The sequence below is a fragment of the Mycolicibacterium sediminis genome (assembly GCF_010731735.1).
GTDB classification, from domain to species: Bacteria; Actinomycetota; Actinomycetes; order Mycobacteriales; family Mycobacteriaceae; genus Mycobacterium; species Mycobacterium sediminis.
Genome location: NZ_AP022588.1, coordinates 265,849 through 281,054, shown reverse-complemented (window position 1 = coordinate 281,054; position 15,206 = coordinate 265,849). Strand labels below are relative to the sequence as shown.

The window sequence follows — 15,206 nt, the reverse complement described above, 5'->3', positions numbered from 1 at the left end:
ACCTGTGAACGGTACAGTCGGCCCATGACCGATCCGACCCGTGGCGTGCGCCCGAGGCGCGCCAGCCGCAGGCCGGGAGGTGCCCTCCTCACGACGTTGCTGGTACTCGCCATCGTTGCCAGTTCGGCATTGGTTTTCACCAACCGCGTCGAGTTGCTGAAGCTCGCCGTCATCGTCGCGCTGTGGGCCGCGGTGGTGGCCGCGTTCATCTCGTTCATCTACCGCAGACAGGCCGACGTCGACTCGGCCCGGGCACGCGACCTGAAGCTCGTCTACGACCTCCAGCTCGACCGCGAGATCTCCGCGCGCCGCGAGTACGAATTGGGCATCGAGGCCCAGTTGCGCCGGGAACTGAGTTCCGAACTGCGCGCCCAGTCGTCCGACGAGGTCGCGAGCCTCCGCGCCGAACTCGCCGCGCTGCGCGCCAACCTGGAGATCATCTTCGACACCGACCTCCAGCACCGGCCGGCCATCGAGACCGAGCGGACGAGCGTGCACCGGTTCCCCGACTGGGACCGCCTCGGCGAACGCGGACAGGACCGCGACCGGACGTCGACCCCCGGCCGGGTGGTCAGCAGCCGCATCGACACCGAGGACCGCGACGAGCCGGAACCCAACACCGAGGAGAGCCCGATCATCGACGTCCCGGTCGAGCCTCCGCCGGAGCCCGAGTGGACTTCGCCCGACCCGGGCGGCGCGCACCGCAGGGCGGCCTCCGAGGCGGCCTTCGCGGCCGCGGCGCCCACACCGCCCCCGACGCCACCACCCCCGCCACCCCCGCCCCCGGCCCGCGAACCCGTCTCCGAGGCGCGGCTGCCCTGGTTGCCCGCCCCACCGCCACCGGTGTCGGCACCGTCATGGCCGGCCCCGCCACCTCCACCCGTGGCGCCCCCGCCGCCGCCACCCACGGCCGCACCTGCGCCGCCACCACCTCCGCCACCCCCGGCGTCCACGCAACCCGCCGCCCGCTCCCCGTGGCAGGATCCCGAGCGGCCCGGACGCCACACGTCGTCGCCCGACGACGCCGTGCCGCCCGCACCACCGCCCACCCCCGACTGGCAGCCCGCACCGGCCGAGGGGGAGTTCATCCCGGCCGGGGCTCCCGGCAGCAATTGGGTGTCGCCGCCCGCCGACAACGGCTCGAATCAACCGGACGACGAGGTAGCCGAGGCGCCGACGGCCGAGCCGCGGACACCCGCGCACACCGCACCCGAGCCGCCGTCTGCTCCCACGCCGCCCGCGATGGCACCACCGGCCTCCGGAGCCCGAGCCGCCCGGCACGCCGGCGCCGCGCAGGAGGACGCCGAGTCGGCTCGCCGGGCCCGTCACTACGCCGCGGGCGTCGACCCGGGCAAGGGGCCCGACCCCACGCTCGCGGCACCGCCGTCACCCACTCGAGACGAGCCACGAGCGGCCCGCCACCGGCCCGCGCAGGACGAGCCCGAGGAACCTCAGGAACCCGAAGGACAGCACGCCGACGGTCAGCCGATCTCGGAACTGCTCGCCCGGCTGCAGGCCGGTGCCACCGGTGGCGGCCGACGCAGGCGCCGCGAGGAATGAGCTAATCTCGGTGACGGCCGACCGGTACCCGAGACCAGGGACCGCATTCGAGAAATCCAAGACGTCAGCGAGGTCGTCTACGTGGGGACGCCCAGCGGGTTACGTCCGGCGCGACTGACGATCGGCATCATCTCCGCCGGTCGGGTCGGTACCGCACTCGGCGTGGCGCTCGAGCGTGTCGAGCACGTCGTCGCGGGGTGCAGCGCCATCTCGCGCGCGTCGCTGCGGCGCGCGGAGCAGCGACTGCCCGACACACCCGTGCTCCCCGTGCCCGACGTCGCCGCCCGCGCGGAGCTCCTGCTGCTCGCCGTGCCCGACGCCGAACTGTCCGCCTTGGTGGCAGGCCTCGCGACGACCGGGGCGGTCCGGCCGGGGACCATCGTGGTGCACACGTCCGGGGCCAACGGGGTCGCCGTGCTGGCGCCCCTCGTCGAGCAGGGGTGCATCCCGCTCGCGATCCATCCCGCGATGACGTTCACGGGCGCCGACGAGGACGTGGCCCGACTGTCGGAGTCCTGCTTCGGCATCACCGCCGCCGACGAGGTGGGGTACGCGATCGCTCAGTCGCTGGTGCTCGAGATCGGTGGCGAACCCTTCCGCGTCCGCGAGGATGCCCGCCCGCTCTATCACGCTGCGCTGGCCCACGGCGGAAACCACGTCATCACCGTCGTCCTCGACGCCGTGGAGGCGTTGCGCGCCGCCATCTCCGGCCAGGAACTGCTCGGTCAGGAGATCGTCGGTGACGGTCCGGGCGGCATCGCCGAACGCATCCTCGCGCCGCTCGCCCGCGCGTCGCTGGAGAACGCCCTCGGGCGAGGCCAGGGTGCGCTGACCGGTCCGGTGGCGCGCGGCGACGGTGCCGCCGTCGCCGCGCACCTGCGGGCGCTGTCGGAGATCAATCCCGAACTGGCGCAAGCATATCGAGCGGACTCGCTGCGTACCGCGCAGCGCGCGCATGCGCCGGCGGAGGTCTTCGCCGCGCTGGAATCCACATCGGAGGGCCACGAGTGAACAGCCGCAGACCACCCAAGTTCGTGCGCAACGAACTCAACGTCTACTCGAAGCCTGCCGACGTCTCGGACGTGACGCGCGCACTGCGCACCACGGGCCGTCGCGTCGTGCTGGTGCCGACCATGGGTGCACTGCACGAGGGTCACCTGTCGCTGGTGCGGTCCGCGAAGAGCGTGCCCGGCGCCACGGTCGTCGTCTCCATCTTCGTCAACCCGCTGCAATTCGGCGCAGGCGAGGACCTCTCGGCCTACCCGCGTCCGCTCGAGGACGACCTCGAGGTGCTGCGGGCCGAGGGCGTCGAGATCGTCTTCACGCCGACCGAACAGGACATGTACCCGGCGGGCCGGCGCACCACCGTCCATCCCGGTCCGATCGGGGCCGAACTCGAAGGGGCGCAACGGCCGACGCACTTCGCCGGGATGCTGACCGTCGTGCTGAAGCTGTTCAACGTCATCGGACCGGATCGGGCGTACTTCGGCGAGAAGGACTACCAGCAGTTGATCCTCGTCCGCCAGATGGCCGACGACCTCGATCTCGGCGTCCGGATCGTCAACGTGCCGATCGTCCGGGAGGCCGACGGGCTGGCGATGTCCTCGCGCAACGTCTACCTCGACTCCGAGCAGCGCGAACAGGCCGGTGCACTGTCGGCCGCGCTGCTCGCGGGCATGTACGGCGCGGCCCGCGGGGTCGACGAGGCGCTCGAGGCCGCTCGCGCCGTGCTGGTCGAGGTCCCCGCACTCGAGGTCGACTACCTCGAGGTCCGCGACGCGTGGCTCGGGCCCGCTCCGGCTCAGGGGCCGGCGCGGATGCTCGTCGCCGCCCGGCTCGGCCGGACTCGACTGCTCGACAACATCGCCATCGACGTCGGCGCCTCCGCGGGCATCGACGGCCACTCCCGCGTCGAGGCGGACGCCGCTCGCGAACTGCCGTGGAGGAACTGATGTCCCACACCTCCTTTGTGGCGAAACGGCGTTCCCTGTCGTTTAAGACCCGTCGTCACGACCACCTGTGCTGTCTCGCCGCAATGGAACTGATGACCCACACCTCTACCGCGCAGGAGCGGTAGCGCAGTGCTACTGGCCATCGACGTACGCAACACCCATACGGTCGTCGGGCTGATCTCGGGCTCCGGCGACCATGCCAAGGTGGTGCACAGCTGGCGCATCCGCACCGAATCCGCAGTCACTGCAGACGAACTCGCGCTCACCATCGACGGCCTGATCGGTGACGACGCCGAACGCCTGACCGGTGCGACCGGTCTGTCCACGGTCCCGTCGGTCCTGCACGAGATTCGGATGATGCTCGAGCAGTACTGGCCGTCGATCCCGCACGTCCTCATCGAACCCGGTGTGCGCACGGGCATCCCGCTGCTGGTCGACAATCCGAAGGAGGTCGGGGCGGACCGGATCGTCAACTGCCTTGCCGCGTATCAGCGCTTCCACGGCCCCGCGATCGTTGTGGACTTCGGCTCGTCGATCGTCGTCGACGTCGTGTCCCGCAAGGGCGAGTTCCTCGGTGGGGCAATCGCACCCGGCATCCACGTGTCGTCGGACGCGGCGGCGGAGCGTTCAGCCGCGCTGCGCCGGGTGGAACTCACCCGGCCGCGCTCGGTGATCGGCAAGAACACCGTCGAGTGCATGCAGTCCGGCGCGGTCTTCGGCTTCGCGAGCCTCGTCGACGGTCTGGTCACCCGGATCCGCGAGGACGTCGACGGATTCGGGGGCGACGACGTGGCCGTGGTCGCCACCGGGCACACCGCACCGCTGGTGCTGCCCGATCTCCACACCGTCGAGCACTACGACAAGTTCCTCACCCTCGACGGCCTCCGGCTGGTCTACGAGCGCAACCGCGACGGCAACCGCGGCAAGCGCTGACGCCCCGACCCTCGCCGAGTGTCCACTCGTGTCACGCTATTCGCGCCCGAGGCGTGGCGGTAACCCACGTTCGGCGTCAGAAGAAGGTGCGCACCAGGTCGAGCACGCGGCCGTCGTCGTCGAGCACGGGGATCAGCTGCCACTTGTCGAAGGTCGTACACGGGTGCGAGATGCCGAACCGCAGCCAGTCGCCCACGGCGACGCGCGCCGAGTCCGACGGGCCGAGCGACAGGAAGGCGTGCTGGTCGTTGAGGGCGGTCACGCGGCTGTCGTCGAGGCCGTACGGCACCGGCAGACCCTGGTCGTGGGACACGTCGCGGCGGCCCATCGTCAGCAGCGCGAGGTCTGGTTCCGGCCGGGACGTCACCTGCGCCCACACCGACAGCGCGGAGCGCAGCGGCAGCGGCGAGGTGTTGCGGTAGAGCCCGTCGTCGTGGGTGAGGTAGCACCCGCTGCGCACCACCGTCCGCACTGTCGATCCGTCCGGCCAGTCGACGAGTTCCTCGGCGACGGCGTCGGGGAAGGTGCTGCCGCCGGCGGTGGCGAGGACCTCGTCGGACTCGAACGCCGGCCCCAGCCGGATCACCGCCGCCCTGATCTCGCGCAGGTACCCGCGGACGCGGTCGTAGGACTCCGGCGACACGTCGTGGCCGAGGGCGGCCTCGTAGCCGGCGACGCCCACCAGTCGCAGATGCGCCGACCGGGTGACGGCGCGGGCGACCTCGTCGACGGCGGCACGTCCCCGGCACCCCGTGCGGCCGCCCGGCATGCCCACCTCGACGCACACGTCCAGCGGGTGCGTCGCCTCGGCGTCCCGCAGCGTGGCGGTCATCGACTCGACTCCCGCGACGGAGTCGACCCAGCACACGACGACGACCCCGGGGTCGTCGGCGAGGTCGGCGGCCAGCCACCGCAGCCCGGCGGCGTCCACCAGCTCGTTGGCCAGCAGGATCCGTCGCACGCCGAACCGCCGGAACGTCCGAACCTGGGAGATGGTCGCGACCGTCGCGCCCCACGCCCCGGCCTCGAACTGGCGGGCCAGCAGTTGCGGTGACATGTGGGTCTTGGCGTGCGGGGCGAGGCTCACCCCGCGGACGAGGCACCACCGCGCCATGGCGGAGAGATTGTGCGCGAGCGCCGTCTCGGACAGGACGCACAGCGGGCCGAGGACGCCGTCGTCGAACGGATCCGGCCGGGACGCGCACACCTGGGCGGGCGGGCGGTCCGACCACGACGGCGGGATGCCCTTGTGCCACCAGCCGATGGGCTGATGCGCCAGGGCCGCCACGGCGGTCGCGTCGATGGGGGCGGTCACGGACTCATTTAAGCTGGCACGTCGTGAGCACTGCTGATGAATCCGAGTCCGACGTCCCCGAGCAGTTCCGGATTCGTCAGGCGAAGCGGGAACGCCTGCTCGCCGAGGGCCGCGACCCCTACCCGGTCGAGGTGCCGCGCACCCACACGCTGGCCGAGGTCCGGGCTGCCTACCCGGCGCTCGAGCCCGCCGTCGAGACCGGCCAGTTCGTCGGCGTCGCGGGTCGGGTGGTGTTCGCCCGGAACTCGGGAAAGCTGTGCTTCGCCACGCTGCAGGAGGGTGACGGCACCCAGCTGCAGGCGATGATCAGCCTCGACAAGGTGGGTCCGGAGTCCCTGGAGGCGTGGAAGTCCGACGTCGACCTCGGCGACATCGTGTTCGTGCACGGCGAGGTGATCAGCTCCCGTCGAGGCGAATTGTCTGTGCTTGCCGATTCTTGGCAAATCATCTCCAAGGCCCTGCGGCCGCTGCCCGTCGCCCATCGTGAGATGAGCGAGGAGTCCCGGGTCCGGCAGCGCTACGTCGATCTGATCGTTCGACCGGAGGCGCGTTCGATCGCCCGGCAGCGCATCGCGGTGGTCCGCGCACTGCGCTCGGCGTTGGAGCGCCGCGACTTCCTGGAAGTCGAGACGCCGATGCTGCAGACCCTCGCGGGCGGTGCGGCGGCGCGCCCCTTCGTCACGCACTCCAATGCACTCGACGCCGACCTCTACCTTCGGATTGCGCCCGAGTTGTTCCTCAAGCGTTGTCTCGTCGGCGGTTTCGAGCGGGTCTTCGAACTCAACCGGAACTTTCGCAACGAAGGGGCGGATTCGACGCATTCCCCCGAATTCGCGATGCTGGAGACTTATCAGGCCTACGGGACCTATGACGATTCTGCGGTGGTGACCCGCGAGGTCATTCAAGAGGTGGCGGACGAGGCGATCGGCACCCGGAACGTGCCACTGGCGGACGGCTCGACCTATGACCTCGACGGCGAATGGGCGACGCTGGAAATGTATCCGTCGCTCTCCGAGGCGTTGGGCGAGGAGATAACTCCGGACACCGGTGCGGACCATCTCTGGTCGCTCGTCGACAAGTTGGGCGTCGAAGTGTCCCGGGATCGCGGATACGGGCACGGGAAACTCGTCGAGGAGTTGTGGGAGCACACCGTCGGAGAGACGCTGTGGGCGCCGACGTTCGTGCGCGACTTCCCGGTCGAGACTGCGCCTCTCACCCGCGCTCATCGCAGCATTCCGGGCGTCACCGAGAAGTGGGACCTCTACATCCGCAAATTCGAATTGGCGACTGGATACTCGGAATTGATCGACCCGGTGATTCAGCGCCAACGATTCGAGGCGCAGGCCCGTGCAGCCGCCGCGGGCGATCACGAGGCAATGGTTCTCGACGAGGACTTCCTCGCGGCACTCGAGTACGGGATGCCCCCGACCACCGGCACCGGAATGGGCGTCGACCGACTACTCATGGCATTGACGGGGTTGTCGATACGAGAAACGGTTTTGTTCCCGATCGTGCGTCGCGCCGGAAACTGACGTTCGCATATCGTCATCGTTGATTGATTTCGCCTTTTCTGTCAGCATTGTGGCGGGGTTCACGCTGGACCCGCCATGTTCTTGGGCAGAAGGGTCAGTGTGTACTGATGGCGAAGAAGGTTACCGTCACTCTCGTCGATGATTTCGACGGCGAGAATGCGGCGGATGAAACCGTCGAATTCTCCCTCGACGGCGTCAGCTACGAGATCGACCTCTCCGCGAAGAATGCGGCGAAACTACGGAACGACCTGAAGGGTTGGGTCGAGGCGGGCCGTCGCGTAGGTGGCCGCCGGCGCGGTCGTTCCGCGGGCTCGGGCCGTGGCCGCGCGTCCATCGACCGCGAGCAGAGCGCCGCGATCCGGGACTGGGCCCGGCGCAACGGACACAACGTCTCGACCAGGGGTCGCATCCCGGCCGACGTCATCGACGCCTTCCACGCGGCAACCTGAGCGAGGGTTGCCGCGCTCACCCCGAGCCGGGCGTGGAGTAGGCAGCCCGTTCGCTAGCGGCGAAGCGATTGGGTCGTGAACGGGAAACGATCCCGGCATCTGCGGCGTTGGATAGAGGCAGTACGGGGTAGCTCCCCAGACAGGCGGGGCGGCCCGCGCCTCCGACCACTACAGTGGGCGGTAGGTGCAGAGCGTGGTCTACCACGCCGTCGAGTTTTCACGAAACTGCGCTATTTGATGGAGAGCAGGTAACCACCGATGTTCGAACGCTTCACCGACCGCGCACGGCGCGTCGTCGTCCTGGCCCAAGAAGAAGCCAGGATGCTCAACCACAACTACATCGGGACCGAGCACATCCTCCTTGGCCTGATCCACGAGGGCGAGGGCGTTGCCGCCAAGTCGCTCGAATCCCTGGGCATCTCGCTCGAGGGTGTGCGCAGCCAGGTCGAGGAGATCATCGGCCAGGGCCAGCAGGCACCGTCCGGGCACATCCCCTTCACCCCGCGCGCCAAGAAGGTGCTCGAGCTGTCCCTGCGCGAGGCGCTGCAACTCGGCCACAACTACATCGGCACCGAGCACATCCTGCTCGGCCTGATCCGCGAAGGCGAGGGCGTCGCAGCCCAGGTCCTGGTCAAGCTGGGCGCCGAGCTGACGCGCGTGCGTCAGCAGGTCATCCAGCTGTTGTCCGGCTACCAGGGCAAGGAGACCGCCGAGGCGGGCACCGGAGGTCGCGGAGGCGAGTCCGGCAACCCCTCGACGTCGCTGGTCCTGGACCAGTTCGGTCGCAACCTGACCGCGGCGGCCATGGAGGGCAAGCTCGACCCCGTCATCGGCCGCGAGAAGGAAATCGAGCGGGTCATGCAGGTGCTGAGCCGCCGCACCAAGAACAACCCGGTGCTGATCGGCGAGCCCGGCGTCGGCAAGACCGCCGTCGTCGAGGGCCTGGCCCAGGCGATCGTGCACGGCGACGTGCCCGAGACGCTGAAGGACAAGCAGCTCTACACCCTGGACCTCGGTTCACTGGTGGCCGGCAGCCGCTACCGCGGTGACTTCGAGGAGCGCCTGAAGAAGGTGCTCAAGGAGATCAACACCCGCGGCGACATCATCCTGTTCATCGACGAGCTGCACACGCTCGTCGGCGCGGGTGCCGCCGAGGGTGCCATCGACGCGGCCTCGATCCTGAAGCCGAAGCTGGCCCGCGGTGAGCTGCAGACCATCGGTGCGACCACCCTCGACGAGTACCGCAAGTACATCGAGAAGGACGCCGCGCTCGAGCGCCGCTTCCAGCCGGTTCAGGTCGGCGAGCCGACCGTCGAGCACACGATCCTGATCCTCAAGGGTCTGCGCGACCGCTATGAGGCGCACCACCGCGTCTCGATCACCGACGGCGCCATCGCCGCCGCGGCGACCCTGGCCGACCGCTACATCAACGACCGGTTCCTGCCGGACAAGGCGATCGACCTGATCGACGAGGCCGGTGCGAGGATGCGCATCCGCCGCATGACCGCACCGCCGGACCTGCGCGAGTTCGACGAGAAGATCGCCGACGCCCGCCGGGAGAAGGAGTCCGCGATCGACGCGCAGGACTTCGAGAAGGCAGCCAACCTGCGCGACAAGGAGAAGACGCTCGTCGCGCAGCGGGCCGAGCGCGAGAAGCAGTGGCGCTCCGGTGACCTGGACGTCGTGGCCGAGGTCGACGACGAGCAGATCGCCGAGGTCCTCGGCAACTGGACCGGCATCCCCGTGTTCAAGCTGACCGAGGCCGAGACCACGCGTCTGCTCCGCATGGAGGACGAACTCCACAAGCGGATCATCGGCCAGGAGGACGCCGTCAGGGCGGTCTCGAAGGCGATCCGGCGTACCCGCGCCGGCCTGAAGGACCCGAAGCGGCCGTCCGGCTCGTTCATCTTCGCCGGCCCGTCCGGTGTCGGTAAGACCGAGCTGTCCAAGGCGCTCGCCGAGTTCCTGTTCGGTGACGACGACGCGCTCATCCAGATCGACATGGGCGAGTTCCACGACCGCTTCACCGCATCGCGGCTGTTCGGTGCCCCTCCGGGGTACGTCGGCTACGAGGAGGGCGGCCAGCTCACCGAGAAGGTGCGTCGCAAGCCGTTCAGCGTGGTGCTGTTCGACGAGATCGAGAAGGCCCACCAGGAGATCTACAACAGCCTCCTGCAGGTCCTCGAGGATGGCCGTCTCACCGACGGCCAGGGCCGGACGGTGGACTTCAAGAACACCGTGCTGATCTTCACCTCGAACCTCGGTACGTCCGACATCAGCAAGGCGGTCGGTCTCGGCTTCACCCAGGGTGGCGGCGAGAACAACTACGAGCGGATGAAGCAGAAGGTCAACGACGAGCTGAAGAAACACTTCCGCCCGGAGTTCCTGAACCGCATCGACGACATCATCGTCTTCCACCAGCTGACGCAGGAGGAGATCATCACGATGGTCGACCTCATGATCAACCGGGTCGGCAACCAGCTCAGGGCCAAGGACATGAGCATGGAGCTGACCGACAAGGCGAAGGCGCTGCTGGCCAAGCGCGGCTTCGATCCGGTTCTGGGTGCGCGGCCGCTGCGTCGCACCATCCAGCGTGAGATCGAGGACCAGCTCTCGGAGAAGATCCTCTTCGACGAGATCGGTGCGGGCCAGGTCATCACCGTCGACGTCGACAACTGGGACGGCGAGAGCAACAACGTCGAGGACGCGGTCTTCACGTTCTCGGGCGCTCAGCGCTCGCTCGTCGAGCCCGACCTCGCCGGTGCCGGCGCGGCCGGAAGCTCGGCCACCGAGTAACACGCTCCACACGGACGCCCCCGACGCGAGTCGGGGGCGTTCGTGCGTTCGGGGCCGAGCATCAGGTGCCCACGCCCAACGTGCGGGTACGGCGTCGGATCGGCGTGGATCCCGCCGTACCCGCACGTACGACGGGAGGGGCGCGGCAGCCTAAAACGAATAGGTAGCTCGAATCGCAGCTAGACGGTTTAGGATCCTGGTGTAATCGACGGACAGCGGAATCCGGTGAAAGTCCGGAACGGTCGCGCCACTGTCAGAGTCAGACCCGACGCCGTCACCCCGACACGGGACGCGAAATCCCGAAAGGACTGCACATGACATCTTCCGAGGCTCGCAAGAGCGCCGCTCCCGCACTGGACCTCTCGGCGACGAGGGCCGCGGTGTGGCTCTCCGCGACCGCGTTCCTGGCCCTGCTCGTCCTCTACTTCGTCGGCATGGACCAGGGTGCGACGTCGGTGTTCGGTAGTGACACCCACATCCACGAGTTCATCCACGACGCCCGCCACCTCCTCGGCTTCCCCTGCCACTGACCGCCGGAACTCAGGACAGCTGAATATGGAGAAGCAGATCATCGGGCGCGGCCTCCTGGCCGGCGCCCTGGCAGGTGTGTTCGCGTTCGTCTTCGCGCGGATCTTCGTCGAACCGGCCATCGAGTCGGCCATCGGCTACGAGGACGGCATCGGTGCCGCGCACGAGGCGATGGAGACGGCGGCCGGAGTCGCCGGGCACAGCCACGGTGCGGACGGTGGCGGGTTCTCCCGCGCCATCCAGATGAACATCGGCATGGGCATCGGCGTGCTGGCGTTCAGCGTCGCCATCGGCGCACTGTTCGCGGTCGTCTTCGCGGTGACCTACGGCAGGGTCGGGAACGTCTCGGCCAAGCTGCTGTCGCTGTACGTCGCGGGCGGGATGCTCCTGAGCCTGTACGTCGTGCCCTCGCTGAAGTACCCGGCGAGCCCGCCGGCGCTCAGCCTGGACGAGACCATCCGGCAGCGCACCCTGCTGTACCTGCTGATGGTGGTGCTGTCCGCGGCCCTTCTCGTCGGCGCTGTGTACCTGGCCAGGCAGTTGCGGGACCGACTCGGTGCGTGGAATTCGGCACTCGCCGGTGCCGGTGCGTACGTGGTCGCGGTCGCGGTGCTGATGCTGGTACTGCCGACCATCGACGAGACGCCGGGACCGCTGGTCGACGACGCGGGAACCATCGTCTACGAGGGCTTCCCCGCCGACGTGCTGTACGACTTCAGGCTCTACTCGCTGGGCACGCAGGTCGTGATGTACGCGACGATCGGCCTGGCCTTCGCCGCGCTGGTGTCGAAGCTGCTGGACGGCCGGCGCCAGGAGAGCGTCTCTGCGTGACCGGACGTGAGTGAGGTCGTCCGGCTGACCATGGTCAGTCACGCCATGACCGATGCCATGGCAGCCGGACGCTTCCCCATCGACGAGCCGCTCAACGCCCTGGGCCGGCGCCAGCTCGACGCCACCGTCGAACTCGGCCTCATCGACGCCGCGACGTGCGGACCGGAGAAGCGTGCTCGGGGGACGGCCGAACTGCTCGGCCTGCGCGCCGAGGTTGATCCGGCGCTCGCCGATCTGGACTGCGGGGCGTGGCGCGGCAATGTGCTTGGCGGAGTGCCGCCCGCCGATCTGGCGATCTGGCTGACCGACCCCACGCAGGCACCGCACGGCGGCGAGTCGGTGGTCGCGGTGGTGGACCGGGTGCGCACCTGGCTCGACGCGATCGCCGGTCGCCGAGGTCGGCTGGCCGCCGTCACCCATCCGGCCGTCATCCGCGCGGCCATCCTGGTGGCGCTCGACGCGCCGCCGAAGTCGTTCTGGCGCATCGACGTGGCTCCCGCCAGCCGCACGGTCATGCACTTGCGCGGACAAGCGTGGACGCTGCGGTCTACCGGGTAGGCGGGCCCACGGGCAGCAGGTCGAAGCCCTGGGTGGCGATGGATTGCAGCCACGTCGCGGCGGCGAGGCTGCGATAGGTGGGCCAGACGAGCTGGAAGCTCATCACCCAGCCCTGGCCGCTGCGGTCGCGGGCGTACCAGCTGAACGTCAGGTCGCCGGGGAGGTTGCCACCCTTGGCGGCGATGTAGGGGAACTTGGCTCGGTCGAGGTCGATACCCGGAGTGGCCGAGAGGATGTCGGCCACGGGTGCGGCGGGCCCGACGGCCGTGGCCTGCAGGGCCGCGTGCACCCGGCAGATGTCCATGGCGCTGCCGTACCACTCCGCGCCGTAGGGGGACGCCGGCGTGCGCGTCCGTTCCGGATCCGGATCGTAGGGCAGGACGTTCGTGGTCCGGAGCATCTCGGCGCGGCGCTGCGGGGGAGCCGTCTTCCATTCCTCCCGGACGTCGGGCCTACCCCAGCCGATCGAGAACAGCTCGTGGGCGGTGGGGAAGGGCGTCATCGACGCGGGATCGTGGTGACCCGCCGCGACGAGGGCGCGTTCCACCGCACCGGGACCCAGCCGTGCCATCAGCAGGTCGGTGGCCATGTTGTCGCTGGCCGAGATCATCTGTTGCGCAGCATCTCTGACGGAGACGTGTGCGCCGGGAGGCAGCTTGTCGAAGCCCGCCGAGCCGACGGCCTTGGCCTCCTTGGTGATCAGCAGCGGGTCGTCCCACTCGAGGGTCCCCGCGTTCACGGCACGGCCTACGGCCAACAGCACGTAGAGCTTGAATATCGATGCGAGAGGCAGGGATTCATCGACGTTGGTGCCCGCCACCCGGACGCATCCGCGGTCGGTCACCTTCGACGCCTGATAGGCGTAGTGCGCACCCGACCGGGTGATCTCGGCGTCGACGTCGGGCCACTGCCGGATCTTCGGCTTGACGACGGTGACCTCGAAGCGGTCCACCAGGCCAGACTCGCCGGTACGGAGCCGCACGTCCTCGGAGACGGCATAGGACGTCCGGACGTGCAGCGTGGCGTGGCCCGCGCCGATGTCGACACCGGTGACCGTGATGGGGCGGTCGGCCCACAGCCGGTCCATGGCACCGGTGACCGCCTCGACGATCTCGGGGTCGGCGAGCGTGCCCACCGTGACGGTGCCGATGGGCCAGTCGGAGTTGACCATGTCGAGGAGCTGCTTGGCACGCAGGCCCTGCGGGGTGTTGGTCCCGATGTGCGCGCCGTAGGCGGCCTCGGCGGGAGCCGGGCCGGTGTGTGCGCAGCTGCAGGCCAGGGTCGCGACGACCATCGTGGCGATCGAGGCTCCGATCGAACGACGCCGGACCCGGCCACTCCTAGGCAGCGCCGGTCCTCGAGACATCGAAGCCCAAGTCGCTATGCCTCCGAGCGCTGCACGTCGAGCACGACCTCGAACTCGAGCAGTGACGCTCCGGTGGCGACGGGGTTCGCGCGCTGACCGGCGTGCGCCTCGACGGCGGGTCCGCTGGCCCAGGCCTGGAACGCCTCTTCGGACTCCCACTGCGTGACGACGAAGTAGCGGTTCTCGCCCTTGATCGGGCGCAGCAGCTGGAAACCGAGGAAACCGGGCTGGCCGTCGACGGCATGGGCGCGGTTGGCGAAGCGCTTCTCCAACTCGGGGCCTGCGTCGGCCGGAACGTCGATCGCGTTGATCTTCACCACTGCGTTGGCGGGCATGGCCCCTAGGTTACCGCGCGGGTGGTTGGCAGTATTGCCGCCATGGGCGGCGGACTTCTCACCGACAGGGGCGGGCGGGGCGAGCCGGTGATCCTGGTGCACGGCCTGATGGGCCGCGGCAGCACGTGGCAGCGCCAGGTGCCGTGGCTGGCCGACTTCGGCCGGGTGTTCACCTACGACGCGCCGTGGCATCGCGGACGGGACGTCGCCGATTCGAGGCCCGTCAGCACCGAGACGTTCGTCGCCGACCTCGCCGACGCGGTGTCCGAGGTCGGCCGGCCGGTGACGCTGATCGGCCACTCGATGGGCGGACTGCACGCCTGGTGTCTCGCGGCGGCCCGCCCGGATCTGGTCACGGCGCTTGTCGTGGAGGACATGGCGCCCGACTTCCGGGGGCGGACGACCGGTCCGTGGGAGCCGTGGCTGTACGCGCTGCCCGTCGAGTTCACGTCGGAGGAGCAGATCGTCGAGGCGTTCGGTGACGTCGCCGGTCGCTACTTCGCGGAGGCGTTCGACCGGACGCCGACGGGGTGGCGACTGCACGGCCACACCGAGCGCTGGGTGGAGATCGCCGCGGAGTGGGGGACCCGGGACTACTGGCAGCAGTGGCGCGGCGTGGACGTGCCGACCCTGCTGGTCGAGGCCGCTGACTCGGTGACCCCGCCTGGGCAGATGCGCACCATGCACGAGACCGGCACCCGCACCACGTATCTGCACGTGCCGGGTGCCGGCCATCTCGTCCACGACGACAGGCCCGAGGAATATCGCGACGCCGTCGAGCAGTTCCTAGCGGCGTTCGCCCCTGGCGCCTGAGGCGGGCCAGGTCGGGCTCTGCTCGAACCGCGTGCGGGCGGCATCGGCGTCGTGTTCGATGCGGTGCCAGTCGGTGTCCTCCTCGACGCCGGCCAGATAAGACCGAACCGGGTCGCCGCGGTGCGATGCCCAGCTGAGGAGTGCGGCCACCGCGAAGGGCGCCGCGAGGATGAGGAAGGTCAGCAAGAAATCCATGGCAGTAATCATTCGCGCATTTAGAAACTGCCACTAGTGGCAG

The 15,206-nt window shown here is 69.3% G+C and carries 15 protein-coding genes; 11 read left to right on the top strand and 4 right to left on the bottom strand.

What is annotated here, in order from left to right; translation table 11 throughout:
• Positions 1–24: 24 nt before the first annotated feature.
• The 4 genes from G6N64_RS01470 (at position 25) to G6N64_RS01455 (ending at position 4,445) form a co-directional block, all read left to right on the top strand.
• The gene (locus tag G6N64_RS01470; protein ID WP_163795303.1) at positions 25–1,560 is read left to right on the top strand and encodes a DUF6779 domain-containing protein; all 1,536 of its coding nucleotides are present in this window, start codon (positions 25–27) and stop codon (positions 1,558–1,560) included.
• 81 nt (positions 1,561–1,641) lie between these two features.
• Entirely contained in the window at positions 1,642–2,571 is a 930-nt protein-coding gene (locus G6N64_RS01465; protein ID WP_163795302.1) for a Rossmann-like and DUF2520 domain-containing protein, read from the top strand.
• Positions 2,568–3,512 carry a pantoate--beta-alanine ligase gene (gene panC, locus G6N64_RS01460; RefSeq protein ID WP_163795301.1) on the top strand — a complete coding sequence of 315 codons (945 nt, stop codon included), beginning with the start codon at positions 2,568–2,570 and terminating at the stop codon, positions 3,510–3,512. Before G6N64_RS01465 ends, panC begins: the two co-directional genes overlap by 4 nt.
• Positions 3,513–3,641: 129 nt before the next feature.
• A complete protein-coding gene (locus G6N64_RS01455; protein WP_163795300.1) occupies positions 3,642–4,445 on the top strand; it encodes a type III pantothenate kinase in 804 nt (267 codons plus the stop codon).
• A 76-nt stretch (positions 4,446–4,521) separates the two neighbouring features.
• Here the strand turns inward: G6N64_RS01455 and G6N64_RS01450 are convergent, their stop codons facing one another.
• A complete protein-coding gene (locus tag G6N64_RS01450; RefSeq protein ID WP_163795299.1) occupies positions 4,522–5,760 on the bottom strand; it encodes an alanine racemase in 1,239 nt (412 codons plus the stop codon).
• A 23-nt stretch (positions 5,761–5,783) separates the two neighbouring features.
• Here G6N64_RS01450 and lysS point away from each other — a divergent pair, with 23 nt between their 5' ends.
• The 6 genes from lysS (at position 5,784) to G6N64_RS01420 (ending at position 12,454) form a co-directional block, all read left to right on the top strand.
• Complete coding sequence (gene lysS, locus G6N64_RS01445) at positions 5,784–7,292, top strand: lysine--tRNA ligase (protein WP_163795298.1); 1,509 nt, start codon at positions 5,784–5,786, stop codon at positions 7,290–7,292.
• Between the two features lie 107 nt (positions 7,293–7,399).
• Positions 7,400–7,741, top strand: a complete 342-nt coding sequence (lsr2, locus tag G6N64_RS01440) for a histone-like nucleoid-structuring protein Lsr2 (protein WP_163795297.1) — start codon at positions 7,400–7,402, stop codon at positions 7,739–7,741.
• 258 nt (positions 7,742–7,999) lie between these two features.
• Positions 8,000–10,537, top strand: coding sequence for an ATP-dependent protease ATP-binding subunit ClpC (gene clpC1 / locus G6N64_RS01435; protein WP_163795296.1), 2,538 nt, complete (start codon positions 8,000–8,002; stop codon positions 10,535–10,537).
• A gap of 314 nt (positions 10,538–10,851) precedes the next feature.
• Positions 10,852–11,067: a CbtB domain-containing protein gene (locus G6N64_RS01430; RefSeq protein ID WP_163795295.1), complete on the top strand. Its 216-nt coding sequence runs from the start codon at positions 10,852–10,854 to the stop codon at positions 11,065–11,067.
• Positions 11,068–11,092: 25 nt separating this feature from the next.
• On the top strand, positions 11,093–11,896 hold the full coding sequence (locus tag G6N64_RS01425; RefSeq protein WP_163795294.1) for a CbtA family protein: 804 nt from the start codon (positions 11,093–11,095) through the stop codon (positions 11,894–11,896).
• 6 nt (positions 11,897–11,902) lie between these two features.
• A complete protein-coding gene (locus G6N64_RS01420; protein WP_163795293.1) occupies positions 11,903–12,454 on the top strand; it encodes a histidine phosphatase family protein in 552 nt (183 codons plus the stop codon).
• Here the strand turns inward: G6N64_RS01420 and G6N64_RS01415 are convergent.
• Positions 12,444–13,748, bottom strand: coding sequence for a serine hydrolase (locus tag G6N64_RS01415; RefSeq protein ID WP_163795292.1), 1,305 nt, complete (start codon positions 13,746–13,748; stop codon positions 12,444–12,446). The two genes, G6N64_RS01420 and G6N64_RS01415, sit on opposite strands and share 11 nt — an antisense overlap.
• An 86-nt stretch (positions 13,749–13,834) precedes the next feature.
• Positions 13,835–14,155 carry a mycobilin-forming heme oxygenase MhuD gene (mhuD, locus tag G6N64_RS01410; protein ID WP_163795291.1) on the bottom strand — a complete coding sequence of 107 codons (321 nt, stop codon included), beginning with the start codon at positions 14,153–14,155 and terminating at the stop codon, positions 13,835–13,837.
• Positions 14,156–14,197: 42 nt separating this feature from the next.
• On the opposite strand from mhuD, the gene G6N64_RS01405 reads away from it, so the two are divergent.
• Entirely contained in the window at positions 14,198–14,968 is a 771-nt protein-coding gene (locus G6N64_RS01405; protein ID WP_163801356.1) for an alpha/beta fold hydrolase, read from the top strand.
• Here the strand turns inward: G6N64_RS01405 and G6N64_RS01400 are convergent.
• Entirely contained in the window at positions 14,942–15,163 is a 222-nt protein-coding gene (locus tag G6N64_RS01400) for a hypothetical protein (RefSeq protein ID WP_163795290.1), read from the bottom strand. The two genes, G6N64_RS01405 and G6N64_RS01400, sit on opposite strands and share 27 nt — an antisense overlap.
• Between the last annotated feature and the right edge of the window lie 43 nt (positions 15,164–15,206).

Coding starts and splice junctions, on each gene's coding strand:
- G6N64_RS01470 (WP_163795303.1), top strand. CDS start 25: ATGACCGATCCGACCCGTGGCGTGCGCCCGAGGCGCGCCAGCCGCAGG.
- lsr2 (WP_163795297.1), top strand. CDS start 7,400: ATGGCGAAGAAGGTTACCGTCACTCTCGTCGATGATTTCGACGGCGAG.
- clpC1 (WP_163795296.1), top strand. CDS start 8,000: ATGTTCGAACGCTTCACCGACCGCGCACGGCGCGTCGTCGTCCTGGCC.
- G6N64_RS01430 (WP_163795295.1), top strand. CDS start 10,852: ATGACATCTTCCGAGGCTCGCAAGAGCGCCGCTCCCGCACTGGACCTC.
- G6N64_RS01425 (WP_163795294.1), top strand. CDS start 11,093: ATGGAGAAGCAGATCATCGGGCGCGGCCTCCTGGCCGGCGCCCTGGCA.
- G6N64_RS01415 (WP_163795292.1), bottom strand. CDS start 13,748: ATGGTCGTCGCGACCCTGGCCTGCAGCTGCGCACACACCGGCCCGGCT.
- mhuD (WP_163795291.1), bottom strand. CDS start 14,155: ATGCCCGCCAACGCAGTGGTGAAGATCAACGCGATCGACGTTCCGGCC.
- G6N64_RS01405 (WP_163801356.1), top strand. CDS start 14,198: ATGGGCGGCGGACTTCTCACCGACAGGGGCGGGCGGGGCGAGCCGGTG.
- G6N64_RS01400 (WP_163795290.1), bottom strand. CDS start 15,163: ATGGATTTCTTGCTGACCTTCCTCATCCTCGCGGCGCCCTTCGCGGTG.